The sequence below is a fragment of the Vibrio sp. S11_S32 genome, assembly GCF_014694465.1.
Taxonomy (GTDB): Bacteria; Pseudomonadota; Gammaproteobacteria; order Enterobacterales; family Vibrionaceae; genus Vibrio; species Vibrio algicola.
Window position 1 is genome coordinate 139,282 of sequence record NZ_JAAUWS010000003.1, and the last position, 26,958, is coordinate 166,239.

Genomic DNA, 26,958 nt, shown 5'->3' on the forward strand with positions numbered 1-26,958 from the left:
CTTTATGCGTATTATATCAATTCCATTTAATATTTGACCCATTTGAATACGCCGAAAAGACGCTTATCCGTCCTTAATCGCTTGAGAAAAGGCTATCCATGACTTTTAACACTTTTCTCTGTACTCAATTTTGATCCTTCATTACCTTTATTGAATTGAGATAATAACGTTTCAACTCAGCGCGGGAGATCTTAATTCCCGTAGAGAGAAGAGATTGAGGTATCAGAAAGTAGCCATCTGGGCATTTGAATTTATCTAAATATGACAGCAGGAAGGCTTTATATTCAGGCTCAGTCTGTAAGCTTGTGGTTTGTAAAAAAGCAATCGGGCGATGACCATATTGAGCATCAGCTACTGGGATCACGATGGCTTGGCTGATATCTGGATGTTGAATTAACGCTGCTTCAATTTCCTCACAATGGATATTCTCACCGCCGGAGGTAAATAAATTATCGGCGCGGCCCACGATCTCTATCTCGCAGAGATCCCCTTTATCCTCTTTTAGCTCATGCTCTATGCCGAGATCTTTAGTATCAAACCAAGGTTGTTGCTGAGTCACTAAAGGGGTGAGTTTACCTTGCGATAAATAACCTGCCGCCAACACTTCGCCCGCCACATAAATACGCCCTTGCTGCAGTTTGATTTTACGATGCGTGAGCACATGCCCAGCCGTTGGCGAGCCATCGCATTTTTTGGCGATCACATTCGACGCGGTTTCCGTCATGCCATAACCGGCCCAACATTCGATCCCTTGCTCGGCCGCTTGATTGGTGAGTGAAACTGGAATATGTGCGCCGCCAAGCAGCACTCGTTTGAGTTTTAACGGCGCTGACACAGCTGCATCTAACACCCGTTGTAGCTGTGTCGGCACCAGTGATGCATGTGTAACGCCTTGCAGATCGCAGATTAACTCGCCGCTGCCAATCACCAATTGCGCCCCTTGAGATAACCAGCGCCAGATAATTGATAAGCCCGAAACATGGTACATAGGTAAACTGAGCAACCATGAGTCTTGCGCATTAAATTCAAATTCTTCAATCAAACCTTGGGCACTGGCAAGGTGTTGCTTGGCTAAATGCACCACCGCTTTGGGAGTGCCGGTAGAGCCTGAGGTAAACACAATGCTGGCAGGGTTAGTCGGCTGGTATTGATTGAGTTGCGGGTTTGAACGGCTAGTGACAGTGCTAGCGCCACTATTATTAACCCCATCGATTTGAAGTGCCACAATCTGTGCGTTGTGTGTTGGATGAGCGGTAAACAAAGATGAATCCAACGCACTACAACCTTCTCCTAACCATAAGAACTGCGCTTGGATAATATCGAGTTTTTGCTGCAGCAAGGATGGTGATTGCGGTGGGATCAACGCACATAATGCCCCCAATCGCACACATGCTAGATACAAGATCACCATATCAGGATGGTTTTTTCCAACCGCCGCTACAATGTTGTTAGCAGCCAATCCTTGAATTACCAAATTCTGCGCCACCGCATCAATTTTTTGATCCAGTTGTTGCCAGCTATAACTGCAATCTGCTGATTTGAAAGCGACTGCTTTAGCAGCAGGCGCTTTCAACATATTGGCTTGTTTCACACTTTGCTGATGCCAATGCTGGATCATATCGTTCATCGTGCTACTCGTATTAAAGGTCGAAAAACAAGGAATCAATCACGCCAACATTCGACTCTAGGGGCTGTTGACGGTTAAATATCTTTAGAGGGTTCGACACTGCTCCAGATTTTTTGTTGTTGCAATAGTGGGATCACCGGTAAGGTGCTTTCTGGCCACGGCAGCTGGAGTTGTGCTTTAAACAATTGCAGCGTATCTAAACCTGGGACTTGTTGCGGCGTTTTCCAAGCAGCAAAACGAGCCAGTTGTGTTAAACCGATTGTCGATTCTAAGCTTGAGCTGATAACCGCTTGCAGTCCATTTTTCTCTGCTTGCTCAATCAATTCAATACAACGTGCAATCGAACCAATCAATGTTGGCTTGATCACTATGGTATTGACACCATCAAAGCAGAGATCCTCAAAATTGAACTCTGCTTGGCTCGAATGCTGCTGCACACTTTGTTGCACTGTTTCATCCCAGCCAATATTAATGCCGGTTTGCTGAGCAAATTGAACACTTTGTTCTGGTGTTTGACATGGCTCTTCTAAAAAGGCGATGCGAGAGCGGTATTCAGGTGCAATATATTGAGCAAATTTTAATGCTTTGGCTAACGGCCAACTACGATTAGCATCTAACCGCAAATATAAATCTGGGATCGATTCTAAAAATAGATTCACTAACATGCCATCACGAATAGGCTCATACAAGCCCACTTTCACTTTGGCCACTTTTTGCAATAGCTTCGCCGCTTGCATTTTTTCAAACACTGGCAATAATTCATCCGGATCGCCACTGCACAAGGGTGCGGTCAAGTATTGTCCTTGTGCTGGCAGTTCGTTACTCAACTCCAACTGCGCCATTGATAGACCAAAAGCAACCGAAGGATATAACACCTCAAACTGTGGCCATTGACCTGTCGCTTGCCAAAGTTCGAGCAATGGCAGCAACTGAGCTTGGGCTTGCTCAACCGTTTCGTCACTAAAGCTTGGTAGTGGTGCAACTTCAGCATAAACCATGCGCTCGTTGTCACTCAATTCAATGATCAAACCCTCGCGTTGCAACAAGCGTTGCTGGCGAACAATCACCCCGCTGTCCATTGGCAATTGATAACGATAAAGAGAAGCTTGGCGAGTTGTATTTGTCATAAGAAACCATCATTAATGCGTATTTATAAAAACGAAAAAGGCATGTGAACAATACTCACACGCCTTATTAATAACTTTTTACTGTGATTATTTAGCTAAATCAAGTGAGATAAGAAACTCATCCACGATTTGAGCATATTGCTGCGGTTGTTCATGGTGCGAGTTATGCCCCGAGTTCGTGACTATTTTACAATTCAAACCACTTTCTTCAGCTAATGCTCTAAATTTTGCATCGTGTTCACCGCAAATATACAGCAACGGCAATGACTGAGCTTTTAACGCATCCAGCAGATAAGGCTGTTTCGACAATGAAGTCGCACGCAGCATACAACCTAATTGAGAGCCTAAATTATCGCTACGCATTTCGACTAACAATTCACGTTGCTCTTCAGTTAAAGTAGCAAACACACCTTGCTGATACCAATCAAACAATACTTCTTCCATTGATTCGGTCGCAAAGCGTTTCGACCAATGTTTATCGCCTTCCCAGCGCTGCATTTTATCTTCTTCCGCTTGGATACCGAAATTGCCGCCTTCTAAAATAGCACCTTTAATGTTCAGTTCTGGCAAGCTCTTTTGCGAAATACCATACATACTGATACGTGCACCTAAAGAGTAACCCACCAGCACTAACGGTGAATCTAAAGGCAATTTGCGTTTTTTCAACTGTGCCAAAATGGTCAATTGAATTTGCTGACAAGCCCCTTCAAAGTCATCCACTTCACAGTATTTGCTCATACCATGACAAGGTAAATCGACTTGAATTGATTGAGGAGACTTAAGATAAGAAAGACACCCTTTCCAATCTTGCGTCGAGCCTAAAAATCCATGTAAAAACACCGGAATTGGCTGAACGGATCCAGCCTCGCTTGAGTTATCCATTACTTGGCTATACAACATGAACTTTTACCGCCTGTAAAATAGTTTGAATTTGAGTGGAAGCTTGCTCGGGTGGTGTGATCACTTCCACCACCAAAGCTGTATTGGTTTCGCCTTGTTCAAAGCGTTGCACGTAATCGGTTATCCCTTGCAAGCATTGTGTCAGTAGTGCGGGTTGCAAGTAATCTAATCCAAATTGTTTGGCCGCAAATTCAAACTGATAGCCATGTGGCATTTGATAAAGCGTTTGTTTTTGCGCATCGGGCACTGGCAGTAAATCAAAAATCGCGCCACCATCATTATTACTCACTAACACCACATGTGGCTTAGGCACACAGGTTAAAAGTGACAGTGAATTGAGATCATATAACAAAGAGGTGTCACCAATTAAGGTCAACATCGCCTGTTGTTTTTCACGTTGAACACCGGCAGTGGTGGCAATTAAACCATCAATGCCCGATGCACCTCTATTAGTATAAACCGATGTATCTGGGATCGCACTCAGCATATCGACTAATCGGACAATCAAGCTATTGCCGATAAATAAATCACCGCTTCCTAGCGCCGCTAACAAAGCGGGTAATTGCTCGGCAAGTTGACATTCAGTCAGCGCGGCTTGTGGTTTTAACACCATCGCTTGGTTGAGCGCAGCCGGTTGATTAACAGCCGTAGATTGATTAATCACGTTTTGCGCCGCTTTACCCACCACCGACGATGCTTGTTGTAAATCATCGCCCCAATGTTGGGTATTCTGTGTTTGGTCGTTAATCGCAACTTGTAATAACCCAAGGCTTGCTTCAATCGACGAGACAGTGCGCAGTTGTGGTAAATGATCGGGGTTTAAAATACTGGCTGCAGGATCAAACAACCAATATGGGCAGGTTTCATGGTTAGCCATCGATTTAATCCAAAAACCAAGCCGTTTTGAGACTAATCGTGCGCCAAATTGCAAAATACAATCCGCTGCCGATAGCTGCTTTTGGTAGCCATCATTTTGTAACCACAGATCATAATGCGCCCAACCGCTGCTGATCCCACTTTGAGGATCGCACAACACAGGCCATCCGAGTTGCTCGGCAAATTGTCGAACCAACTGCGCTTGTTTAAGTGGCATTTTACCAACAATGACCACGCCTTTTTTATCCCCAAGTTGATTGAGTAACGCTTGCTGGCGTTGATTGCTCACTTCGGCGCTCAATGCCGATTGAATGGTATGCTTGTTGTGGCATTGAGCTTGAACTTGAGATTTAGCTTGGCAGCGTGCTTGTTGCAAATACGGCAGATATTGCAGTTTTTGTTGCTCAGACTGCAAATACAGCGGCTCTGGATAGGGACAGTTAATATGCAGCGAACCCGTTTGACTCGCTTGCAGTGCTAAAGCCGATTGGATTTCAAGCAAGCTGTCCGCTAAAGGCGTATCAATACTTGGGCTTGGTAAATGCACGCTGGTCACCACATGCGATGAAAATATACCTTGTTGCTGAATGGCCTGATTAGCGCCAACACCAATTAAATTTTCGGGGCGATCGGCGGTCAGCAATACTAATGACTCCCCCGTTAACCCTGTTTCAGCCACCGCAGGCAATAAATTGGCTACCGCGGTGCCAGAGGTCACAATAATTGCCACTCGCTCAACTACTTGTTGTTTATCCGCCGCTGCTTTTTCTCGACTGGCTTTGGCAAGACCAAGGGCTAAAAACGCCAATCCGCGCTCATCAAAGTGAGTATGCAGCGTAAAGCCATGTTGCTCCGCAAGTTCTAATGCTTCTAAGCTTAATGGCGTTGAGCGAGATCCCGGCGCAATACAGATATGTTTCACTCCGTTCTCCGCCAAGGTTTCTAACAGAGCTTGCGCCCAAATTCGGTTGATCCCTGCCTGACTCAAGCCAACTCCTCATTATCGTTATGATCGGAAATAAGACTGAGCAAGGTGGCGGTTTTTCGATTCAATTCTTGCCATTCATATTGCGCTTCTGAGCCTGGAACAATTCCCGCACCGGCATATAGCTTAACGGTATTATCATTAATTAAAGCACTGCGGATCGCGACGCAAAACTCGGCTTTATCGTGACCAAAATAGCCGACCGAACCACTGTACCAACCACGGGTAAAGGGCTCATTAGTGCGAATAAATTGGATCGCATCTTCACGCGGTAATCCCGCCATCGCCGCGGTCGGTTGCAACGCCGACAGCAATTGCACCCCTTTGACATTTGAAGATAGATTTGCATGGATCGGCCGAATCAAATGCTGCACTTTTCGTAGTTGAATTAAAGCCGCGTCCGGTTGCACGTCGATATTGCTGGTATAAGGCGCTAAGCACTGCACAATATCATCGACGACGATTTGGTTTTCACGCAAATTTTTATCGTCGGATAATAGCCATTGTGATAAACGTGCATCTTCTTGTGCATCGTCGCTGCGACCAATGGTTCCAGCGACCGCTTCGGTAGCTAAACTGTCCCCAATTCGGCTGTATAATCGCTCTGGAGTGGAGCCCATAAAACCATGATGCTCTGAAAACGACAGCAAAAAATGAAAGCTATTATGATTAATCGCGCGGCTGGCTTTAAGCAAATGGGTGGCTCGGATCGGCGCGGGTAATTCAACATTGGTTTTACGCGCTAGCACCACTTTCTCAAACTGATCATTATCAATCGCGCTTAAAGCTTTATTAACAATATGCTGCCATTCATTAAATTGAGGAGAATAATGAATGTTACCCACTTGAGGTTGCAGTGGCGGGATCGGGCTATATTGGGTTTTTAGATGATGCAAGACTTGTAAGGTACGCTGAACGTCACTTGATACATTGATATTCAAGCTCCAATTATCATCTTGACGGATCAACTCAACGATAGGTAAAAAGAAATAGCAAGACTGACGCTGAGTTTTCGATTGCTCATTATCAAACGCTTTACCGCCCCACACGCGCTGATTATCGCCTAAAATCGTGTAGGCAGCAGAAGGATCGGTAAACGCATGCAGTTGTTCTAAAGCGATCACTTCTTCTCGGCCATCGCGTGATTGCCAATAAAACTTAGGAAATAGTGGTTGCGCCTCTAACCAATCTATACTGCAAAAATCATTGGGTATTGTTACGCTTTTACTGAGGCGATTTCCATCCGCCGCTTGTCCATTTTCCACTCGTTCAATTAAGGATAAAATCACTTGATGCAAATCAGACAAGCCAACCTCTCAATCTATTTTTAATGATGTTCAATAACCGCATTATACCTCATCCCCTTACTTGTGCTCACCTGTTTTTTCAGTGGTTTGCACCTAAAAAATAGTGTAACTTAAATCACTATCATTTCCGAAAGCCGAGAACCTGCCATGAAAAACATCGAGATGTCATCAAAGCTCGATAATGTCTGCTACGACATTCGAGGTCCGATCTTAAAACATGCCAAGCGCATGGAAGAAGAAGGGCAAAAAATATTAAAACTCAATATTGGTAACCCTGCCCCATTTGGTTTTGATGCCCCTGATGAAATCTTAGTCGATGTAATTCGTAACCTGCCAACTTCTCAAGGTTATTGTGACTCAAAAGGCATTTATTCAGCGCGTAAAGCGGTGGTGCAACATTATCAGAAATTAGGCTTGCGTGAGCTTGAAGTTGAAGATGTCTACATTGGTAATGGCGCCTCCGAATTGATCGTTATGTCTCTACAAGCTCTGCTCAATAATGGCGATGAAATATTGATCCCCGCTCCCGACTACCCACTTTGGACCGCAGCCGCCTCACTGGCAGGTGGCAAGCCGGTACATTATATCTGTGATGAGTCGTCTGATTGGTATCCTGATCTCGAGGATATTAAAAAGAAAATCACCCCGACCACCCGCGGGATTGTATTGATTAACCCAAACAATCCGACCGGCGCTGTGTATAGCCGTGACTTTTTGCTCGAAGTGGTGGAAATTGCCCGCCAACACGGTTTGATCATTTTTGCTGATGAAATCTACGATAAAGTATTGTACGAAGGCGCAACCCATACTTCGATCGCAACCCTAGCCGACGATGTGTTAATGGCGACTTTTAATGGACTATCAAAAGCGTATCGTGTGTGTGGCTTCCGTGGCGGTTGGATGTTCTTAACTGGACCAAAACATTTGGCCAAAGGCTATATTGATGGCTTGGATATGCTGTCGTCAATGCGCTTGTGTGCCAATGTGCCGATGCAACATGCGATCCAAACGGCGCTGGGTGGCTATCAAAGTATCAATGAATTATTATTGCCTGGTGGACGTTTACTCGAACAACGTAATAAAGCCTATGAGTTGATCACTCAGATCCCCGGTATCACTTGTGTCAAACCTAAAGGGGCTATGTATTTGTTCCCTAAAATTGACACCAAAAAATACAACATCAAAGACGATGCAAAAATGGTGCTCGATTTCTTAGTACAAGAGAAAGTATTACTGGTACAAGGCACTGGCTTTAATTGGAAGCAACCAGACCACTTCCGTATCGTCACCTTACCGCATGTAGAGGATCTTGAAGTTGCCATTGGTCGTTTTGAGCGATTTTTGTCTACTTATTCTCAATAATGAACATTCGGCTTTATTCGACACGGATTGAATAAAGCCGATTTTATTCCCCTATCTCTCCTTTATGATTCTCATCTAGCAGGACGTCGTATGAACGCTGAATTCGATAATAGCCACCCACAAAATAATCCGGACAATACCGCAAACAATAACCCAGATAATAACCCGCACCAACCAAGCCATTTTTTTGCTCATCTGGCGCGAATGAAACTGATCCAACGCTGGCCATTAATGCGCTCAATTTCAGCTGAAAATATTTCTGAGCACAGCCTGCAAGTCGCGTTTGTCGGCCATGCCCTTGCCATCATTAAAAACAAAAAATTTGGCGGCAATGTGAACCCAGAGCGGATCGCGTTACTGGGTATGTATCACGACAGCAGCGAAGTGTTGACTGGCGACTTACCGACCCCGGTCAAATATCACAACCCAGCGATTGCTAAAGAATATAAAAAGATTGAGCTTGAAGCAGAGAAAAGACTGGTGGCAATGCTGCCCGAAGAGATACAACAAGATTTTGCACCATTTTTGATTAGTGATGCCATCGACCCACAAGATCAAGCGCTAGTAAAACAAGCCGATAGCCTGTGTGCTTATTTAAAATGCTTAGAAGAACTTTCGGCAGGAAACCATGAATTTGAACAAGCAAAAGCCCGTTTAGAGTTAACCCTAAAGCAGCGCGAAACTCCTGAAATGCGTTATTTCTTAACCGTATTCGCACCAAGCTTTGAACTGACGTTAGATGAGATTAGCTAACGTCATTAATCCCCTTTAGTAAAATAGAAGGATCATCGGTTTGATCCTTCTGCTCCCATCAACGATTCAATACTCACAACCCTTATTGCAACTTTTGCTCCCGCTTGTCCATTATTGCTTGGTATTCTTTTTTATCGAACTGTTGATCATATAATCCAATCTGTGGGTATACCTTGCTATCTAAGGTATTATCCGGATATAAGTTTGCAGGAATATGATCGCTAAAGGAATCCAGGTATCTATTCTCTATTTTCATGCTCATCGACGAAATATCATCAAATACAATATTAAAATCGCGATCGGTTAAAGATAAAGTTAACGGTTTAATATCATCGGGTATCACAGGGTCAAGATCTGTATTGTCCCCTTGATTGATTATTGAGCGAGTCAATAACGCCGGTGTTTGTTGCATGGTTAATTGATAGTTACGCTTTAATATCATGTATTTTTGTGGGATTGGCACATGTGAGTCCCACCAAATACCATCTACCGCATTAAACGCAGCAGAACTTAATTCTTTATTAAGTGGCTGTAAATACTCAAGCGCTTGCTGGATCCAGACTGTCATATTGCGGTTGTAACTATTGACTGAAAGGGCAAGATTATCAATCACCAATTTAGAGGCCAACTTAGCGCCTAACATATTGGAATACAGATCTTCTAATGAATAAGCCGACACTAACTCTGGAAACAGTGGAAAGCTTTTAAATCCATGCCATTGTGAGATTTCATGCCCTTGCGCCATTTTAAATGCGTAATAGGCCGCAAGTTCAATACTCAATGTTCTTTTTTGTTGCTCAGTTAAATGCTCGGTTGGGAACGCTTTAAAGTGAATGCTGCGCGCACCTAATTCTGGCTCTAATTCGATGCTAAATTCTTGCCCCAACTTAGGGTAGATTTTATAAAAAAGCCCCACGGTATTATCGGCAGTGTCACGAACATGCGCCAGATCGATAAAGCCGCCTTTTACGGTATACAAAATACCATTATGCTCACCTTCTACCACATATGAATCATCACTTTTTCGCATTGAAAACTGACTAGAACCATAAATATGCAAACCTAAAGCATCAATATCTGCAGTATTCGGCAGTTGGAAAAACGGCACTTTAATCTTGCCCACTTCCACTCGTTGACGATTACCAAAAGCGCAACAAGGACGCACTTCGGTGGGCAATTCAAAACTGGTTGCGCTTGATATCGTGTCTTGGCGGATAGGTTTGGCCGACGCGAGGATCTGAGCCACATCGCTGGCTTGCGGCTGAGTCGTTTCTTGCCATGAGTTTGATGAACAACCCGTTACTCCAAACAACAAGCAAGCAAATATCCATGGTGTGTTTTTCATGCAGGTTCTACCTTAACGATTAAAGTGCCCATATTAAGTGTCTATATTTACGGCCTTGCTATTTCACGGCAAGTTGAGGCGATAGGTTTATGTCCGATAGAGCAGCATGTTGCTTAATAAAGTGATTCAACAATCGATTTATGGTATCGGGCTTTTCTAGCAAAATATTATGCGCCGTTCCGGTCACAATATAAAGAGGCGCACTCAATTGTTTCGACAGCAACATTCCATTTTCAAGTGGGAAAATTCGGTCATCTTCACCCCAAATAAGTTGCATCGGGGGCAAACCGTTAGGCTGCGATTTTTTATGCGTTACTTTTGCAACTAAATCATCACGTGACGCAATCAAGTGATTGAGCATATACGATTTTTGTTGTGCGTTACTGGCAAAATATTTATCATAAAATCCACCCATGGTGAAGGCGGGAACATGTAATGGGTCTTCACTGGTGGCATTCATTAAACGCTTTAATCCCACATCATCTTGCGGTACAAATAAATCACTCGGTTGCTTAATATCAAAGCGAGTCATTAGCGCATCGAGATCGGTTTGATCAAATGCGCCGCCGGGGCTAGAAATAATAGTGGCAGTGGTCGCGAGGTCATTATTGGCGAGCAAACCGTACACAATAAACCCCCCATAAGAATGGCCGACTAAATGTACATTTCCCTGAATGTCCAACTGCTGAAGCAAGTCTGCTAATGCGGTGACTTGGTCTTCTAAACTTGGAGTGAGATCGCTAATCGATTGGCCATACCATAAAATATCTGGCGCGATCACTCGATATTTATCACCTAAAGCTAACATGGTCGATTGCCAGTTTGATAAGGCATCGCCACCGACACCATGTATCAGGATCACGGTATTGTCACTGACTTTTTGGTTATCCCAATAATGGAATTGAGTATGATGCTCGCGGTTATTAAGCGTCACAGTATGCTCTGTGAAATTCTCACTTTGCAGGCTCGATTCTAAATGATCTACATAGAGGTTGGTGGTCGCACTACAGGCGCTTAGTAACAGACACAATATCACTAAGCCAATATTCTTCATTAAAATGCCTCATTAACATTGAAATACACCATAGACTCATCCTCACCAATGGCATAATCTAAACGTAAATTCACTCTATCTTTGACTCGAAAACGGTAGCCAACGCCATAACTCATTAACACATCTTTACCGATTTGATTAACTTGTTCGCCCGAACTTGCCGCCCCGACCCAAGTCACCATGCCGGTACGCCCATATAAAGGTAAACGGTACTCAACTTGAGTGTAGAGGATTTGATTATCACGGTAACGACCTTCAATATAGCCTCTTAAATTGTCCGCACCGCCCACTTCGGGTAAGTAATTCCACGGCACGTCACCATTAGTAAAAGCGCCTTTCACTTGCCAAGCTAGCACCCCTGGTACCGGCTCTAAATCAATATAGTTCGATAGCACCGCATTATAAGTGGTAAAGTTTTCATCGCTTAGTGCTTCAAAATATTGCGCCATATCCACCTGAAACAGCCATCCTGTATAAGGATTTAATACATAATCGCGTGAATCATACGTTAAGTTAACCACCAGACCTAACGCTTCGTTATCATCTAATATCTCTGGCATACCTACGCCGACATTATTAAATTCTGCGCTACTGGCTTGAACTTTTTGATAATCAAAACCAACCCCAACAAATAAATTTGGTCTTAATTTATAGTAATACTTGGGAGAAAACTGGAAGATCTCATGGGTAAAATCAATCTTATTACTGTCTTTTTTTCCTGCATCATAGCCGCTGCCATAATACACATCCGGCGCTTTTGATATTTCGGCTAATAACTCAAGCCGATGCTCTCCATTATTTAAAAAGGTAATATTATGCACCGTAATACCGGCTGAAAAATTGCTGGAAGCAAAGCCGTTAATGGTCACACTGGAAGGTTGTTCATGGCTCGTATCACTGGCCGCATGATAAAGCCCGACGGCAGAAACGCCAATACCAAATTCCATTTCAGGGGTATAAAATGGCCCAGGTAATACCGAAAAATCTATTTTTTTACTGGGATCATAATCGCCACTGGCACCAAGACCATCTAACATCCGATCGATCGCATTTTTTTTATGATCTTTTTTCTCTGGCCATAGTGGCACCACCGCGCAAGCTTGGGTCGAGTAAAACACCACAACACTGAAGTAAATAAAAATGTTTTTCATCAATTAATATCGATACTCTAAGCCAGCAAACGCACTGGTTCTTTCACCAAAACCAAACTCTGCGATCACATCCCATGTTGAATTTAATACATAGTTAAAGCCTAGCGTGGTGTTCCATTCTGATTCGAGTTCTTGTTTTACATTGAACTTGCCATCTGGAGCGATTTGATTCACCTTGGCGCGCAGTTGACCTGATAAAATATCATTAAGTTCGCCACCCATTTCTTGTTGCACTCCTTGATACATCGCGCCAACCCAGACTCTTAACTCTTTATTTAGTGGCATAAAGCGATAACCGATCCGTGGGCTAATTACGACCGAATCAATTTGTCCATCTAAAATGTCGAGTTCGGTACGGCTATAATTCATATCCACAATAGTAAACCAATTGCCGACACCTCCAGCGACAGTCATACCGACGCCATAAGTCGTCCCTCGATAATCAAGATCAAAGGTGCCAATCCGGCGGGTTTCGTCTGGGTTTTTTCCACAGATTTGATTCATTATCGGCGCTAAAGGATTACCAATCACTCGTGTAGGACGACCAGATTTACAGGTAATAGGAGCTGAACTAGTACCGTCGGTCACGCCAACCAAACCATAAACATTTAAAAACGGAAATAGCCACATATCGGCCCGTAACGTCACATTGGTTGCTTCTTGTTTGGCATCCGATATATCAAGATATTGGTCAAATATGGCATTAGATACCGTGCTTAAATCTTTATTTGGTAAGCCTTTGATAGGACCAGAAAGGTTAATAGAATTAATATTGATCGGTTGATCCATCGAAAAATAGCTTAAGGATAAGCCGTAGGTTTTTGGTAACACATAGCCTCGGTCGCGCGCTTCTTTTCCCCAAATTGGAAACATACGATCGTTGTTTGGGTTTTCTTGCGGGCCGATAAGGTCATTTGATTGAGGATTTGACGCGTGAGATTGGTTTGTCTGTGCACCAACGGCAGTAGACAACAAAGCAGTAAACGCTATAAATGAAATGATTATTTGGTTAAACATTTTATCCTTAAAAACCGAATGCATGCGTCTTCCTACTGACTAGCTAGCAATAACGATACACTTCACTCATCTATTTAGCAAAATAAATCATAGCGACTTAGTTTTATTATCTATTCATGTCCCTTATTTATTTAGATAGTTACGTTCAAATACACCATCGGGCATTTGGGCAATATGAAAATCCACCATTTTTTCGAAACAATAAATAAGCGAACTAAAATCAATATAAGGTTCAAGTACCTGTAATGCATAACAGCCCGCTTCGAGGGTAGAAAGATGCTGGCTACTTGGCGCTTTACGAATACGATAATTTCCCATCACATCGGCCGAGAGTTGAACTTTGGTTAAGTGATGAAGATTACTGGACAGTTGCCACATTTTATAGGCTTTCTTCCAAGTACCATCGAGTAAAATTAAGCGCTGCTTTGTCACACTCTGTTCTGTGCCCGTCATTTGAGCCGGTGACTGCTTATCTTGCTTGCTAAGCATGCGCGACTGACCCAGTAATAATAACCAATCCTCTATCGCTAGGCTGCTATCACTGGGATACAAAACTGCGGTATTAACATTAGGCTCACTCAATAAGGTATTAAGTTGCGGGTGCTTACTAAAATCTTCTCCCACAAAACACAAACAATCCTTTAAGCTTAATGTTAAAATCTTAGCGCTGCCCATCGGACGTTTGGTTTCTGATGGATGCTGTAAGATCACCAACTGCGTTTGGGCGAAAATTGGTGTGATCCATTGGCAAATACAAGCAAGTTTAGCTTTGCCGCATTGAAGACAATATCGAGACATAAGGACGTTATTTGTTCCGTTTACTAATGATAATAAGTGCTGTCATGGCGCTGTTTCAATTGCCTACATTGCACAATTGGATGCTATGGGATAGTCATTTGATTGCCGGTGGGCAAGTATGGCGGATCGTAACAGGAAATTTCACTCATACCAATCTCTATCACTTAGGTATGAACATGGCCGGTTTATGGCTGATCAGCTATATCTTCCGAGCAGAATTTACCATCCGAACATATACTGCAGTATTGTTGCTGCTTTGTTTATCGGTTGGCAGCTTATTATTGTTAACCTCCATTCAAGTTTACGTAGGTTTATCTGGCGTATTACATGGATTGTTTGGTTTTTATGCGATAAAAGAATGGCGACAAGGACGTAAAGCAAGCTTGTTACTCGCGATTGGATTAGCGGTGAAAATCACTTGGGAACAATGCTTTGGCTCGCCTACCGGCAGTGAAGCATTAATTGGTGCAGGGGTTGCGATAAATGCTCATCTATTTGGCTCACTCACTGGTTTAATTTTAGCTTTATGCTTTACCCATCCTGCTTTTGTAAGTACAAAAAAGCGCTTAGGGATAAGCTAAGCGCTAAAATCGTATAACTGCTTTTACTGTTAAACCTTATTTCTCTCTTAAAGCTACAGCAAAATGCGGTCTTTGTTTTTATCAATGGTCGATTGCCCGATCCCTTTGACTTGCTTTAACGATTCCAGATCTTTAAATTTTCCATTTTCAGTCCGAAAGTCAACGATCTGTTGCGCTTTTTTCTCACCAATACCTTTGAGCATTGTGGCTATTTCATTAGCATCGGCAGTATTAACATTGACCGTAATCGCGATCCCTTCGTGTTGAGCGTCGGTATCCGCAGCCACCGCAACCCCCATAGGTAAAAAAGTGACCATCAATAATAAACATAAACTGCGTAAAATTCGCATCGGCTAAATCTCCATTTTAAAGTTGAAATTTGAGCCTAGTAAAGATTTCAATCTAGCGGTGTCTCAAATATGGACATGGGACATTTCGCATAGAGACACTCTGCTGAACAACATCATAATTACAACTTTATGTGCGTTGATGCACCCTCATTACAATGCTGAACTCATCAACGCTACGATCATTGTTTAGATGCTCTGCCAGCTGTAGTTCATCATCAGGAAGTATAAGGCACTATCATAAGAGCCACTGACAAGGCCTTGAACGTATGAATCTTCAATTGGCACATATTCAAATGCTAAACCAATTGATTGTGTCTCATCAAGCTGATACTTCACCCCTGTACCGATACGCCACGCATCGCCAGAAGGTACGGTCAATGAAGTATTATCTTGGTTTCTATAGAAGCTAGAATCAAACGCAACCCCCATATTCCATAACCAATCTTGATTGATTAGATATTGCACCCCTAAAGCTAAATGGTAGGTATCTTGCAATAATGAGTCACCTGAAGAACCAGAGGACGATACATTGTTACCCTTAATGTTAGCATTGGCGTTAATTTCACTATCAGAGTAACGACTCCAATCTTGCCAACCAATGTTGCCCATAATGGCGAAAGAAGCATTTAGTTGATGAAATGCACTGAACATCACTTGCTGTGGGGTTTTGACCACCGAATTTAAGCCCAGTGAACCATAGTCAGATAGGTCTTTTGCATCCAGATCAAAGTCCGTTTCACTTAAATAGCTCAAACCAAAACGAGTATCATCACTGTATTCATAGAGTACCCCAACTTTTCCGCTAAAAGCAAAATCGTGATCATCCGATTTTAGTTTTCCGCCATCAATACCGTTGCGTTCAAGCTTTAAAATACCGTAGTTAATATCAAGCGCCGCACCAACCGACCAATGTTCATTAAATCGATAAGAAGCCGAAGGTGCGATAATCAAAGACATTAAGGTCGCTTTATTTAACACTGTGGCTTTATTACCGACATTCAATGCATCGCCAAAATCAACACCACTGCCGTAGTTGCCGTAAGTACCAAGACCAACCGTCCATTTGTCATCTAACTGTTGACTATAAAACGCCGATACCGTTGGCAATGCACCCACCACATTATCAGCAGTCTGACCAGTATCTCGGGTATAGTCATTATCACCAACTAATAATTGTGCGCCACCGGTAAAAGACTTGCCTTTAACATGTGATAAACCCGCAGGGTTAATTGCAAGTACTGACGCATCTTGCGCCCGTGCTGCCATGCCGGCGGCAGCTAAACCGACATCATCTGTACCAATTTCGTATAAAGAAGGTCCTGCTGCCATGGCAGAAGCACTGACTAATGCCAATGGAAAAATGAACTTACCTAAAGGTTTAATAACGGTTCTACTCAAAAGGGATTAATAAAATTTGATGCAACTATTAATAGTATAGATAATGTGTTTAGTTTTTGATCTTTATCGTCTTTTTATATATTAAAAAGTGAGTGTTCTCAAATTTGGATTATTTTACATTGCTTGGACATTCAAGGACTCACACAAGCACCTTGTAGTGTTATAAAAAAAGGCTGCCCAGCGGCAACCTTTTAGTCTCAATATATATAACGGTGAGTTTATTGCTCTTTTAATCCGTGATATTCAATTGATGTCGTTTCACGTAATGATGCAATGATGGCCGCGAGATCTTGTTGATTATTCATTTGTAGCAGTTGGTTACTGATCTGTTGAGCAAATTGCGCATTATCATTAGTGGTCACTTTATTTAATTTCACCACCACGATGTTGCCTTGTTGATCGCGAGATTGGCCATAAACCGGTTTATCACCTGCAGGATGGGGCATCGCATAAACATTCACAGCCAATGGAGAGCGACGGTCGATGGTTTGTGATTTGCCAAAGCTCACATTCTGCGCGCTAAGAACAGAATCATCGCCCGCTTTAAGGCTTTTCACCATTTTTTGCGCCGTTGATAGCGCTTCTTGCTCACCTTTGCTTGCCGCGACCGCTTGCTCAAGTTGAGGTTTCACTTGCTCAAATGGTAATACAGTTTCACTGCGCTTATCTTCAATGCGAACTACAACCACATGTTCTGGTGCAATCTCAATCACGGATGAGTTTAAGCCTTCATTCTTAACATCAGAGCTTTTTAGTGCTTTCAACACATCTTTTGACTTAAGTATTTCTGGTGCATTGGCTTCTGAAATAAAATCCGTCTTGTGGATCGTACCGTCGACCGCTTTGGCTGAATCTTCCAAAGAATCTGGTGATTCAAATGCAACTGATTCAAGTTTGGTTTGCAGTTTATAAAATTTATCGACTGCTTTTTCATCGATCAAATCGGCTTTAATGCTGGCAACAACATCAGCGTAAGGTTTAGCTTGAGCTGGTTTCTCGTCTTCTAGCATGATGATGTGATAGCCAAAACTTGATTTCACGACATCTGAAATTTCACCTTTATTTTTGAGTGAAAAAGCCGCTTTTTCGAATTCTGGATCCATAACCCCTTTTTCAATCCAACCTAAGTCACCACCTGATTTTGCGCTGCCAACATCAGCAGAATCTTTTTGGGCTAAAGTCGCAAAGTCTGCTCCGCCTTTTAATTGCGCCAAAATAGCTTTTGCTTTCGCTTCATCACCTTTAATTAAGATGTGCGCCACTTTACGTTGACCTTTCGATGAGTATTTATCTAAATGGTCTTGGTAGTATTTTTGTGTGTCTGCATCTGTGATGGTAATAGATTTTTTCAATTGCTCAGCAGAAAGCTCAAGGTATGCGACTTTCGCTTGCTCTGGGCGAGTGTAGGCTTCTTGATGCGACTTATAATACGCTTGTAGCTCATCACCTGTCACTTTCACTTGCTTAGCGAAATCGGCCACATTCAAGGTAAATGATTGAATATCACGTTGCTGAGTAAGAAGTTGCGTTTCCATTTTAACTTCAGTTGGCAACACAAACTCACTGGCTTGGATAGAATTGGCGACTTGGCTGCGGACTAAGTTTTTACGCAGGTATTCCGCAAAACTGTCGGCTGAGAATCCGGCACGGCGTAGCGTAGCAGAATAAATATCTTGGCTGAATTTACCGTCTTTTTGGAATTCAGGCATGGTCAACAGTAGATCGCGCACTTGCTTGTCACTAATACGTAGATTTAACGACTCAGCATATTGTTGTAATAGCTCATCATTAATCATTTGGTCTAATACGTTTTTACGAAATGCCGCCACGTATTGAGGATCACCCATCATGGCAGAGAATTGATCGCCACCTTGAGATTGCATTCGATTACGTTGATTTTGATAAGCTTGTTCAAACGAGCTACGATCAATTTCAGTATGTCCGACTTTTGCTGCAACACTGCTGCCGCCACCCACTAAATAACTGCTTACACCCGCAAATACAAATGAAAGGATGATTAATCCTAAGATGATTTTAATTGCGATGCCATTTACGCCTTCGCGTAGTCGATCCATCATAATTTAATTGCTCTCTAAATACTGACTGTCACCAAGCGCGATAACCGCATTTGGCAAGATTAAAATAATGTCTACGATAATATCAGAAAAAGAAAAGCGCACCAGTAAGATGCGCCTTTTGATTGAGAAAGATTGAGTTAATTCGAAAAAACTCAATTTTATATGATTTATTATGCGTTACACGCGTCTTTCAGTGCTTTACCTGCTTTGAATGCTGGTACTTTTGCTTCAGCAATTTGAATTTCATCACCCGTTTTAGGGTTACGACCAGTGCGAGCTGCGCGAGTACGAACACTGAAAGTACCAAAACCAACTAATGCGACTTGGTCTTCTGCTTTTAGTGTTTCTGTTACTGTTTCAATAAGTGCATCTAATGCACGACCAGCGGCTGCTTTAGAGATGTCTGCGTCGCCAGCAATTTTTTCTACTAATTGAGTCTTATTCACTTGTTGTTCCCCTCTATCGCCACTTATGTCAATAAGTAGCATCCGTTCCATAATAAAATTAATTTGTAGCCTGAGCCTTTATTGCTAAAGTCTTTGCGACCAGTAGCTCGGGTCTATAAAGAGCTAACTTAGCCTTGAAAAAAAACGCTGACAAGTACTTTCCGCCTTGTCAGCGCTAATCTTTTAACTAAATATGTTTAATATCACTAGTTTGTGATACCAATCACACAACCTGTAGGGTCGTTTTCTAGTGCTACAGCTAAAACCTCATCTAACCACTGCACTGGCTTGACCACCAGATCGGCAATAACATTGGCTGGAATGTCTTCCAAATCACGCTCATTTTCTTTCGGAATGAGTACAACTTTGATCCCGCCACGATGCGCCGCCAATAGTTTTTCTTTCAATCCGCCAATCGGAAGCACTTCACCGCGCAGAGTAATTTCACCCGTCATCGCCACATCGGCGCGTACCGGATTACCGGTTAAGCTCGACACCAATGCGGTACACATGCCAACACCGGCACTTGGACCATCTTTTGGTGTTGCTCCTTCAGGTACATGTACATGAATATCACGTTTTTCGTAAAAGTCAGGATTAATACCCAATTTTTCAGCCCGAGAACGCACCACGGTCATGGCTGCTTGAATCGACTCTTGCATCACATCACCCAGCGAACCGGTATAAGTAAGCTTGCCTTTACCTGGCATAGATTGGGTTTCAATGGTGAGTAAGTCGCCACCTACTTCAGTCCAGGCAAGACCTGTCACTTGACCAATGCGGTTACTGTCATCAGCCTTACCGTAATCACAGCGTTGAACTCCAAGATAATCTTTAAGATTTTCCATATTAACGGTGACGGTTTTAAGATCTTTATCCAACAAGATATTTTTTACCGCTTTACGGCAAATCTTGGAAATCTCACGCTCTAGGCTACGCACGCCCGCTTCACGGGTGTAATAACGTATAATGCCCACAATCGCTGAATCTTCGATGGTGATCTCTGAAGGTTTTAAGCCATTACGTTCAATTTGTTTTTCAGTTAAATGATCTTTGGCAATATTGAGTTTTTCATCTTCGGTATAACCCGAAAGGCGAATAACTTCCATCCGATCCAATAACGGACCTGGAATATTCATTGAGTTCGATGTTGCCACAAACATCACATCGGACAAATCAAAATCCACATCAAGATAATGGTCGTTAAAGGCATTATTTTGTTCAGGATCCAACACTTCAAGTAACGCTGACGATGGGTCACCGCGCATATCAGAGCCCATTTTATCGATTTCATCCAATAGGAATAATGGATTTTTCACCCCAACTTTCGACATTTTTTGAATCAACTTGCCTGGCATAGAACCAATATAGGTGCGGCGATGCCCACGGATCTCTGCTTCATCGCGCACGCCGCCTAATGCCATACGAGTATATTGACGACCCGTAGCTTCGGCGATCGAGCGACCTAGAGAGGTTTTACCCACGCCAGGAGGACCGACCAAGCACAGAATTGGGCCTTTGAGCTTATTCACTCGGCTTTGCACCGCTAAATACTCTAAGATGCGTTCTTTAACACGCTCTAGACCATAATGATCGGCATTAAGTACTTCTTCTGCTTTGGCTAAGTTCTTTTTCACTTTTGAACGCTTAGCCCAAGGAACGCCAACCATCCAATCAATATAGCTACGCACTACGGTCGCTTCTGCTGACATCGGTGACATCATTTTGAGCTTTTGCAGTTCTTGCTCGGTTTTCTCGCGAGCTTCTTTTGGCATTTTAGCAGCAGTGATTTTTTTCTGCAGCGCTTCAAATTCATCGGGAACATCATCCATATCGCCCAGTTCTTTTTGAATGGCTTTCATTTGCTCATTCAAATAGTACTCGCGCTGAGATTTTTCCATCTGCTTTTTCACTCGGCCACGGATGCGTTTCTCAACTTGCAGTATGTCGATTTCCGATTCCATCATCCCCATTAGGAACTCTAGGCGCTCGGTCACATCTGAGATTTCCAACACTCGCTGTTTATCATTCAGTTTTAAAGGCATGTGAGCGGCAATGGTATCGGCTAGACGCGCGGCATCATCAATACCATTAAGCGAGGTAAGCACTTCTGGTGGAATTTTGCTATTGAGCTTTACAAAACCTTCAAATTGATTAATCGCACTACGAATAATCACTTCTTGCTCGCGCTCATCAATGGTCGGAGTCGGTAAAAACTCGGCATCAGCCATAAAGAAATCATGTTCGATAAAAGCGTGAACTTTGGCTCTTTGTTGGCCTTCCACTAAGACTTTTACTGTACCGTCTGGCAGTTTCAATAATTGTAAAATGGTGGCGACGGTACCGGTTTTAAATAATTCTTCCGTGCTAGGTTCGTCAGTATCCGCTTCTTTTTGCGCCACTAGTAACACTTGTTTGTCATTGTCCATTGCTGCTTCTAGGCATTGGATCGATTTTTCACGACCCACAAACAATGGAATGACCATATGGGGATAAACCACGACATCTCGTAAAGGTAATACCGGGATCTCGATACGCTCGGAACGCTCCAAGTTCATATTATTCTCTCTATTCCGTTGGTACTCGGTACCTTTCGTGTTTGGAGTTGTCACTTGGTCGGCAACGTATAATTAATCACGTATCGCCAGCAACGTATTTTCTCTCCAATCATTAAAGGTCATATTGATTGAGTTTTTTAACACTACTGAAAAGTATATGGGGGCGGGATGGTAAGATTCAATAACATAAATAGAAAAAGGAGGCTTATAGCCCCCTTTTGATGTTATTTTTTGTACAACATGATGTTATTCAGAACTTGCGATCTGGTTTTCGGCGTTTTGATAAATCAAAAGAGGTTCAGACTCTCCTTTAATAACAGATTCATCAATCACAACTTTGGTCACATCTTTAATTGATGGCAGTTCATACATGGTTTCAAGTAGAACCGACTCCAAAATCGAACGAAGACCACGAGCACCCGTTTTGCGATCCATTGCTTTTTTAGCAATCGCTTTTAACGCGTCTTCACGAAACTCAAGTTCAGCACCTTCTAAATCAAACAATGCACCATACTGTTTTGTCAGCGCATTCTTTGGCTTACATAGGATTTGGATCAAGGCTTCTTCATCAAGCTCTGTCAAGGTTGTGGTGACAGGCAGACGACCAATAAACTCAGGGATCAAACCATATTTAACCAAATCTTCTGGCTCAACTTGCTTGAATAATTCACCAATCGTTTTACTTTCGTCTTTGCTGCGTACGTCTGCGCCAAAACCGATGCCGGTTCCGATGGCAACACGTTGCTCAACCACTTTATCAAGGCCTGAGAATGCACCACCACAGATAAATAAGATCTTAGAAGTATCAACTTGCAAAAACTCTTGTTGAGGATGCTTGCGACCACCTTGAGGCGGAACAGAAGCAACGGTACCTTCAACCAGTTTCAGTAAGGCTTGCTGTACACCTTCGCCCGATACATCACGAGTAATTGATGGGTTTTCAGCTTTACGTGAAATTTTATCAATCTCATCAATGTAAACAATACCGCGCTCGGCTTTAGCTACATCGTAATCGCATTTTTGCAGCAATTTCTGGATGATATTTTCCACGTCTTCGCCCACATAACCAGCTTCAGTTAACGTGGTGGCATCGGCCATGGTAAACGGTACATCTAGGAAACGCGCTAACGTTTCAGCCAGTAAGGTTTTACCACTACCGGTTGGACCGATTAGCAAAATATTACTTTTACCTAACTCGACGCCATCTTTGGTAGTGTCACCATTACGCAAGCGTTTATAGTGATTATACACTGCCACAGATAGCACTTTCTTAGCGTAATCTTGGCCGATAACGTAATCGTCTAAGTGTTCACGAATATCTTTTGGTGTAGGCAATGCTTCCGATTCTTTCTGTGGCACGACATCTTTAACTTCTTCACGAATAATATCGTTGCACAAATCGACGCATTCATCACATACGTATACGGAAGGACCTGCGATCAGTTTGCGAACCTCATGCTGGCTTTTGCCGCAGAAAGAGCAATACAGCAGTTTTGTACTACCACCCTCTTTGCTTTTATCTGTCATTCGCTATCCTCTTAACCTTTAATTCTTTATTTCAGTCTACAACAATTTATCTTGGATTGCCTATTACAACTTGATTGCTTGATTCAAGATAAATTGTTTGGTTCGCGGTTGGCATTTTATTACACCATAAAAACCGCTTACGCCGGACGATTGCTCAGTACTGAATCGACTAAACCATAATCGACTGACTGCTGGGCAGACATAAAGTTATCGCGATCTGTATCGCGTTCAATCACTTCTAATGGCTGGCCGGTGTGTTCTGCAAGTAAACCATTCAAACGTTGCTTGATGGTTAGAATTTCTTGGGCGTGAATTTGAATATCCGACGCTTGACCTTGGAATCCGCCAAGTGGTTGGTGGATCATCACGCGTGAATTTGGTAGGCAGAAACGCTTGCCTTTTTCGCCGCCTGCCAATAGGAATGCACCCATTGAACATGCTTGCCCCATACATACTGTGCTCACATTTGGCTTGATAAACTGCATGGTGTCATAGATAGACATACCTGCTGTTACGCTTCCGCCTGGAGAGTTAATGTATAAGAAAATATCTTTGTCTGGGCTTTCTGACTCTAAAAATAGCAATTGTGCTACCACTAGGTTTGCCATGTGGTCTTCCACTTGGCCAGTCAAAAAGATAATGCGTTCTTTTAATAGACGAGAATAGATATCGTACGAACGTTCACCGCGAGAAGTTTGCTCTACCACCATTGGTACCAGCGCATCAATAATTGGAGACATTGTATTATTTTCTTGGTAGCTCATATTCCGCTTTCCCTGTAGTAGATTCATAATCACTGTCATGCTATTAGAATCAATTGGCGTTAAAAAATCTTGTTATCAAAAATTCGCTTAACATCAACTTATCTAACAACAGCCTATTAATCATAAACCTATAAGCCCGCTATTAACAGCTAGCTATAAAAAATAAATGGCCCGAAATGAACGCCTCTGCAGAGTGTCATATCGAGCCATCGTATACTTATCGTCTATCGAATAATACAAGTAGACTTAAGTATAATAAAGAGCAAGTATTCTCACTCTTTATCCCAGTGCAACTCACCTAGTAATTAAGCAGGTTGTTGCTGGTTCATTAGTTCATTGAAGCTCACTTCTTTATCAGAAACGTTCGCTTTAGCAATGATAGCGTCGATAGCTTGATCTTCTAGAGCAACGTTACGGATGTTATTCATCATTTGCTCGTTTTGCTCGTAGTAAGCAATCACTTCAGATGGATCTTCGTAAGCCGTCGCCATTTCTTCGATAAGCGCTTTAACACGGTCATCGTCTGCTTTTAGCTCTTCAGTTTTGATCACTTCACCTAGCAATAGGCCAACTTTAACGCGACGTGCAGCTTGCTCTTCGAACAATTCACGTGGTAGTTGAGCTGCGGCTTCAGGGTTGCCACCGAAACGTTGAGATGCTTGCTGACGAAGAACTTCAACTTCTTGATCGATAAGTGCAGATGGAACGTCCATTGCATTTTGCTCAACCAAACCGTTGATTGCTTGCTCTTTAATACGACCTTTGATCGCTTGCTTAAGCTCACGTTCCATGTTTTTGCGAACTTCAGCTTTAAGTGCGTCAACGCCGCCTTCTTTTACGCCAAATTTAGCCACAAACTCGTCATCAATATCGGCTAGTTCACGTGTTTCAACTTTGCTCAATGTGATATCGAATTTAGCAGATTTACCTTTTAGGTTTTCTGCGTGGTAATCTTCTGGGAAATTCACATCAATAGAGAATGCTTCGCCCGCTTTTTTACCTAATACACCATCTTCAAAACCAGGGATCATACGACCTTGGCCCATTTCAAGAGGGAATGCATCGGCTTTGCCGCCTTCGAATTCTACGCCGTCAATAAACCCAACGAAGTCGATAGTTGCGCGTGAAGTTTCAGACACTGCTTCGTCAACTTCAGCCCAAGTCGCTTGTTGCTTGCGAAGGGTTTCTATCATTTCAGCAACGTCTTCGTCTTTAACTTCTACTGCTGGTTTCTCAACAGTGATGTTTTCAAGACCTTTAAGCTCAAGCTCTGGGTAAATTTCAAACGTTGCAGTAAAGACAACATCTTTGCCTGCTTCGTTTTCTACTGGTGCAAATGTTGGTGCGCCAGCTGGGTTGATTTTTTCTTTAACGATAGACTCGATAAAATGACGGTGCATTACTTCGCCCATTACGTCTTGACGTACTGAGTGACCGAACATTTGAGCAACCATTTTCATCGGAACTTTACCTTTACGGAAACCGTCAAAGCGACGAGTTTTCGCAATTTTGCGTAGTTCAGCAGTAACTGCATCTTCGATGTTTGCAACAGGAACAGTAATAGTCAGACGGCGTTCTAGGCCTTCTAGAGTTTCAACAGTAGCTTGCATTATATATAAACCTCAAAACTGGCTCAGTTTTCTGAGCGCATGAGCTGAATAATTGCACCCAATGGGCGAAATTCAACATCATTGCTTGTGTGGCGTTCAAATGAACACTTAAAATTAGTGAGCATCAACTATCTGTTATCAACTAAAACTGCACGATGGCAACTTCCGCTGTAACCAATAATTGAACTAATGAGTGAAACCTTCTACAAAAAAGCCATGCTCTTTCATCAAAGGCCTCTCCTATTAGTCTCAGGATAAAAATTCAGACGCGCCATTCTAGCGGCATGAATACAGCCTGTCGAGCCAAGACCTAAATTCTCACGCTCACATTCTGTATTTTTCGATATTTTCGTGATTTTGATAACGAAAGCCAGAATGTTCACAACCCAGTAATGGGGCTTGACCGAATTGATTTCAAGGGATTAACGGTTTTTTTTATTCCACTTAGCTTGTTTGCTCAAAAAAACGACAGGCATGGCCACTTATGTTTTACTGCATACCAACTAACGGCGACCGTGACCACCACCACCAAAGTGTCCACCTCCGCCAAACCCACCGGATGGGCGTGAAAATTGCGGAAGTACCGCAGGGCGAGATATATTTGGACGTACGTTATTTGGACGCGAAACATTAGCGCGTTGCAGCGTTGGGCGTTGTTTGCTTTCCCATTTGGTGCGCACGGCTTTTTTTTGCTCGGTGGTTAAGCTCTTACCCGACATTTGCTCGCGTACTTGGTTACGTTTTTCTGACAAGGCTTGTTGTTTATCCGCCGGCAGCGATTGATATTTGGTATTGAGATCTTGTTTTAGCGCTGAAATATCAGGGCCATCACCATCTTTCCAGTTTTTAACTTTATCTTTTATTTCGGCTTGTTTATCTGGATCTAAGGTATGCCACCAGCTATTAACCGCTTGTTTAAACTCACCATCACCATGGCAACAATCTGGGTAGACATGATCTTGATAGAACCAATAGTCGTCATACCACCAGCCATCACTGCCATTAGTAAAGTAATATTGGGATGTGTTACTGGGCGTATTACTTGAACACCCCATCACAAACAAGGTCAGCAAAGCTATTAAGCTAAGCTGACAGCAACGTTTTAACACCTTTAGATGCATTGAAAACATAGCGATACCCTCTTGTGATCATTAGCAATACTCTAGCACATTCTAATTTAAAGCCAATAAACACAATGATGAGAATAAAAAAACCGCAGCTTTCTCATATCGAAAAACTGCGGTTTTACTTGGCATTAATTAGAATAACCAGATGCGATTATTTTTTGTCTTTTTTAGTCAATTTTTTATGCCAAAGCGGAGCGGATGATGGTGCTTGATATGC

Annotated in this window: 22 protein-coding genes; 3 read left to right on the top strand and 19 right to left on the bottom strand. The window is 42.7% G+C overall.

What is annotated here, in order from left to right; translation table 11 throughout:
• Window positions 1-124: 124 nt before the first annotated feature.
• From menE to HC723_RS03435, 5 genes are all read right to left on the bottom strand, one after another.
• Window positions 125-1,627 carry an o-succinylbenzoate--CoA ligase gene (menE, locus tag HC723_RS03415; protein WP_238925400.1) on the bottom strand — a complete coding sequence of 501 codons (1,503 nt, stop codon included), beginning with the start codon at window positions 1,625-1,627 and terminating at the stop codon, window positions 125-127.
• Between the two features lie 74 nt (window positions 1,628-1,701).
• Window positions 1,702-2,754: an o-succinylbenzoate synthase gene (gene menC, locus HC723_RS03420; protein WP_190338216.1), complete on the bottom strand. Its 1,053-nt coding sequence runs from the start codon at window positions 2,752-2,754 to the stop codon at window positions 1,702-1,704.
• An 87-nt stretch (window positions 2,755-2,841) separates the two neighbouring features.
• Window positions 2,842-3,654 carry a 2-succinyl-6-hydroxy-2,4-cyclohexadiene-1-carboxylate synthase gene (gene menH / locus HC723_RS03425; protein ID WP_190338217.1) on the bottom strand — a complete coding sequence of 271 codons (813 nt, stop codon included), beginning with the start codon at window positions 3,652-3,654 and terminating at the stop codon, window positions 2,842-2,844.
• Window positions 3,644-5,518, bottom strand: coding sequence for a 2-succinyl-5-enolpyruvyl-6-hydroxy-3-cyclohexene-1-carboxylic-acid synthase (menD, locus tag HC723_RS03430; protein ID WP_190338218.1), 1,875 nt, complete (start codon window positions 5,516-5,518; stop codon window positions 3,644-3,646). Before menD ends, menH begins: the two co-directional genes overlap by 11 nt.
• Window positions 5,515-6,822 (bottom strand): isochorismate synthase, encoded by a 1,308-nt coding sequence (locus HC723_RS03435; protein ID WP_190338219.1) that lies wholly within the window; start codon window positions 6,820-6,822, stop codon window positions 5,515-5,517. The genes menD and HC723_RS03435 overlap by 4 nt, the downstream gene beginning before the upstream one ends.
• 147 nt (window positions 6,823-6,969) lie before the next feature.
• On the opposite strand from HC723_RS03435, the gene HC723_RS03440 reads away from it, so the two are divergent.
• Together HC723_RS03440 and yfbR are read left to right on the top strand one after the other, a co-directional pair.
• Window positions 6,970-8,184, top strand: a complete 1,215-nt coding sequence (locus tag HC723_RS03440) for a pyridoxal phosphate-dependent aminotransferase (protein WP_153447398.1) — start codon at window positions 6,970-6,972, stop codon at window positions 8,182-8,184.
• A gap of 90 nt (window positions 8,185-8,274) precedes the next feature.
• Window positions 8,275-8,937: a 5'-deoxynucleotidase gene (gene yfbR / locus HC723_RS03445; protein WP_190338220.1), complete on the top strand. Its 663-nt coding sequence runs from the start codon at window positions 8,275-8,277 to the stop codon at window positions 8,935-8,937.
• Window positions 8,938-9,019: 82 nt separating this feature from the next.
• On the opposite strand, the gene HC723_RS03450 is transcribed toward yfbR, so the two are convergent.
• The 5 genes from HC723_RS03450 to HC723_RS03470 all read right to left on the bottom strand — a co-directional run bounded on the left by HC723_RS03450 (window position 9,020) and on the right by HC723_RS03470 (window position 14,302).
• Window positions 9,020-10,282, bottom strand: coding sequence for a DUF4056 domain-containing protein (locus HC723_RS03450; protein ID WP_190338221.1), 1,263 nt, complete (start codon window positions 10,280-10,282; stop codon window positions 9,020-9,022).
• A 58-nt stretch (window positions 10,283-10,340) separates the two neighbouring features.
• Window positions 10,341-11,336, bottom strand: a complete 996-nt coding sequence (locus tag HC723_RS03455) for an alpha/beta fold hydrolase (RefSeq protein ID WP_190338222.1) — start codon at window positions 11,334-11,336, stop codon at window positions 10,341-10,343.
• Window positions 11,336-12,487: a BamA/TamA family outer membrane protein gene (locus tag HC723_RS03460; protein ID WP_153447402.1), complete on the bottom strand. Its 1,152-nt coding sequence runs from the start codon at window positions 12,485-12,487 to the stop codon at window positions 11,336-11,338. The genes HC723_RS03455 and HC723_RS03460 overlap by 1 nt, the downstream gene beginning before the upstream one ends.
• A gap of 3 nt (window positions 12,488-12,490) precedes the next feature.
• Entirely contained in the window at window positions 12,491-13,504 is a 1,014-nt protein-coding gene (locus tag HC723_RS03465; protein ID WP_190338223.1) for a hypothetical protein, read from the bottom strand.
• Between the two features lie 123 nt (window positions 13,505-13,627).
• The gene (locus HC723_RS03470) at window positions 13,628-14,302 is read right to left on the bottom strand and encodes a tRNA-uridine aminocarboxypropyltransferase (protein ID WP_153447404.1); all 675 of its coding nucleotides are present in this window, start codon (window positions 14,300-14,302) and stop codon (window positions 13,628-13,630) included.
• A gap of 44 nt (window positions 14,303-14,346) precedes the next feature.
• On the opposite strand from HC723_RS03470, the gene rrtA reads away from it, so the two are divergent.
• Window positions 14,347-14,883, top strand: coding sequence for a rhombosortase (gene rrtA, locus HC723_RS03475; RefSeq protein WP_225874251.1), 537 nt, complete (start codon window positions 14,347-14,349; stop codon window positions 14,881-14,883).
• A gap of 53 nt (window positions 14,884-14,936) precedes the next feature.
• On the opposite strand, the gene HC723_RS03480 is transcribed toward rrtA, so the two are convergent.
• The 9 genes from HC723_RS03480 to HC723_RS03520 form a co-directional block, all read right to left on the bottom strand.
• Window positions 14,937-15,233: a ComEA family DNA-binding protein gene (locus HC723_RS03480; protein WP_190338224.1), complete on the bottom strand. Its 297-nt coding sequence runs from the start codon at window positions 15,231-15,233 to the stop codon at window positions 14,937-14,939.
• Between the two features lie 186 nt (window positions 15,234-15,419).
• A complete protein-coding gene (locus HC723_RS03485) occupies window positions 15,420-16,631 on the bottom strand; it encodes an OmpP1/FadL family transporter (protein WP_274601930.1) in 1,212 nt (403 codons plus the stop codon).
• 218 nt (window positions 16,632-16,849) lie between these two features.
• Entirely contained in the window at window positions 16,850-18,709 is a 1,860-nt protein-coding gene (gene ppiD / locus HC723_RS03490; RefSeq protein WP_190338225.1) for a peptidylprolyl isomerase, read from the bottom strand.
• A 170-nt stretch (window positions 18,710-18,879) separates the two neighbouring features.
• Complete coding sequence (locus HC723_RS03495; RefSeq protein ID WP_153447407.1) at window positions 18,880-19,155, bottom strand: HU family DNA-binding protein; 276 nt, start codon at window positions 19,153-19,155, stop codon at window positions 18,880-18,882.
• A gap of 206 nt (window positions 19,156-19,361) precedes the next feature.
• Complete coding sequence (gene lon, locus HC723_RS03500) at window positions 19,362-21,713, bottom strand: endopeptidase La (protein ID WP_153447408.1); 2,352 nt, start codon at window positions 21,711-21,713, stop codon at window positions 19,362-19,364.
• Between the two features lie 246 nt (window positions 21,714-21,959).
• Window positions 21,960-23,240 (bottom strand): ATP-dependent protease ATP-binding subunit ClpX, encoded by a 1,281-nt coding sequence (clpX, locus tag HC723_RS03505; protein WP_153447409.1) that lies wholly within the window; start codon window positions 23,238-23,240, stop codon window positions 21,960-21,962.
• Window positions 23,241-23,377: 137 nt separating this feature from the next.
• Window positions 23,378-24,004, bottom strand: a complete 627-nt coding sequence (clpP, locus tag HC723_RS03510) for an ATP-dependent Clp endopeptidase proteolytic subunit ClpP (protein ID WP_153447410.1) — start codon at window positions 24,002-24,004, stop codon at window positions 23,378-23,380.
• Window positions 24,005-24,309: 305 nt separating this feature from the next.
• Entirely contained in the window at window positions 24,310-25,614 is a 1,305-nt protein-coding gene (gene tig, locus HC723_RS03515; protein WP_153447411.1) for a trigger factor, read from the bottom strand.
• 503 nt (window positions 25,615-26,117) lie between these two features.
• Window positions 26,118-26,744 (bottom strand): hypothetical protein, encoded by a 627-nt coding sequence (locus tag HC723_RS03520; protein ID WP_190338226.1) that lies wholly within the window; start codon window positions 26,742-26,744, stop codon window positions 26,118-26,120.
• Window positions 26,745-26,958 lie beyond the last annotated feature (214 nt).

What these genes read in the sequence shown, in the direction of transcription:
- HC723_RS03520 (WP_190338226.1), bottom strand. Translation starts at nt 26,744, where the DNA reads ATGTTTTCAATGCATCTAAAGGTGTTAAAACGTTGCTGTCAGCTTAGC.
- HC723_RS03480 (WP_190338224.1), bottom strand. Translation starts at nt 15,233, where the DNA reads ATGCGAATTTTACGCAGTTTATGTTTATTATTGATGGTCACTTTTTTA.
- HC723_RS03450 (WP_190338221.1), bottom strand. Translation starts at nt 10,282, where the DNA reads ATGAAAAACACACCATGGATATTTGCTTGCTTGTTGTTTGGAGTAACG.
- HC723_RS03455 (WP_190338222.1), bottom strand. Translation starts at nt 11,336, where the DNA reads ATGAAGAATATTGGCTTAGTGATATTGTGTCTGTTACTAAGCGCCTGT.
- HC723_RS03460 (WP_153447402.1), bottom strand. Translation starts at nt 12,487, where the DNA reads ATGAAAAACATTTTTATTTACTTCAGTGTTGTGGTGTTTTACTCGACC.
- rrtA (WP_225874251.1), top strand. Translation starts at nt 14,347, where the DNA reads ATGGCGCTGTTTCAATTGCCTACATTGCACAATTGGATGCTATGGGAT.
- yfbR (WP_190338220.1), top strand. Translation starts at nt 8,275, where the DNA reads ATGAACGCTGAATTCGATAATAGCCACCCACAAAATAATCCGGACAAT.
- menH (WP_190338217.1), bottom strand. Translation starts at nt 3,654, where the DNA reads ATGTTGTATAGCCAAGTAATGGATAACTCAAGCGAGGCTGGATCCGTT.
- ppiD (WP_190338225.1), bottom strand. Translation starts at nt 18,709, where the DNA reads ATGATGGATCGACTACGCGAAGGCGTAAATGGCATCGCAATTAAAATC.
- menC (WP_190338216.1), bottom strand. Translation starts at nt 2,754, where the DNA reads ATGACAAATACAACTCGCCAAGCTTCTCTTTATCGTTATCAATTGCCA.
- lon (WP_153447408.1), bottom strand. Translation starts at nt 21,713, where the DNA reads ATGAACTTGGAGCGTTCCGAGCGTATCGAGATCCCGGTATTACCTTTA.
- menE (WP_238925400.1), bottom strand. Translation starts at nt 1,627, where the DNA reads ATGAACGATATGATCCAGCATTGGCATCAGCAAAGTGTGAAACAAGCC.
- HC723_RS03465 (WP_190338223.1), bottom strand. Translation starts at nt 13,504, where the DNA reads ATGTTTAACCAAATAATCATTTCATTTATAGCGTTTACTGCTTTGTTG.
- tig (WP_153447411.1), bottom strand. Translation starts at nt 25,614, where the DNA reads ATGCAAGCTACTGTTGAAACTCTAGAAGGCCTAGAACGCCGTCTGACT.
- HC723_RS03470 (WP_153447404.1), bottom strand. Translation starts at nt 14,302, where the DNA reads ATGTCTCGATATTGTCTTCAATGCGGCAAAGCTAAACTTGCTTGTATT.
- HC723_RS03440 (WP_153447398.1), top strand. Translation starts at nt 6,970, where the DNA reads ATGAAAAACATCGAGATGTCATCAAAGCTCGATAATGTCTGCTACGAC.
- clpX (WP_153447409.1), bottom strand. Translation starts at nt 23,240, where the DNA reads ATGACAGATAAAAGCAAAGAGGGTGGTAGTACAAAACTGCTGTATTGC.
- clpP (WP_153447410.1), bottom strand. Translation starts at nt 24,004, where the DNA reads ATGAGCTACCAAGAAAATAATACAATGTCTCCAATTATTGATGCGCTG.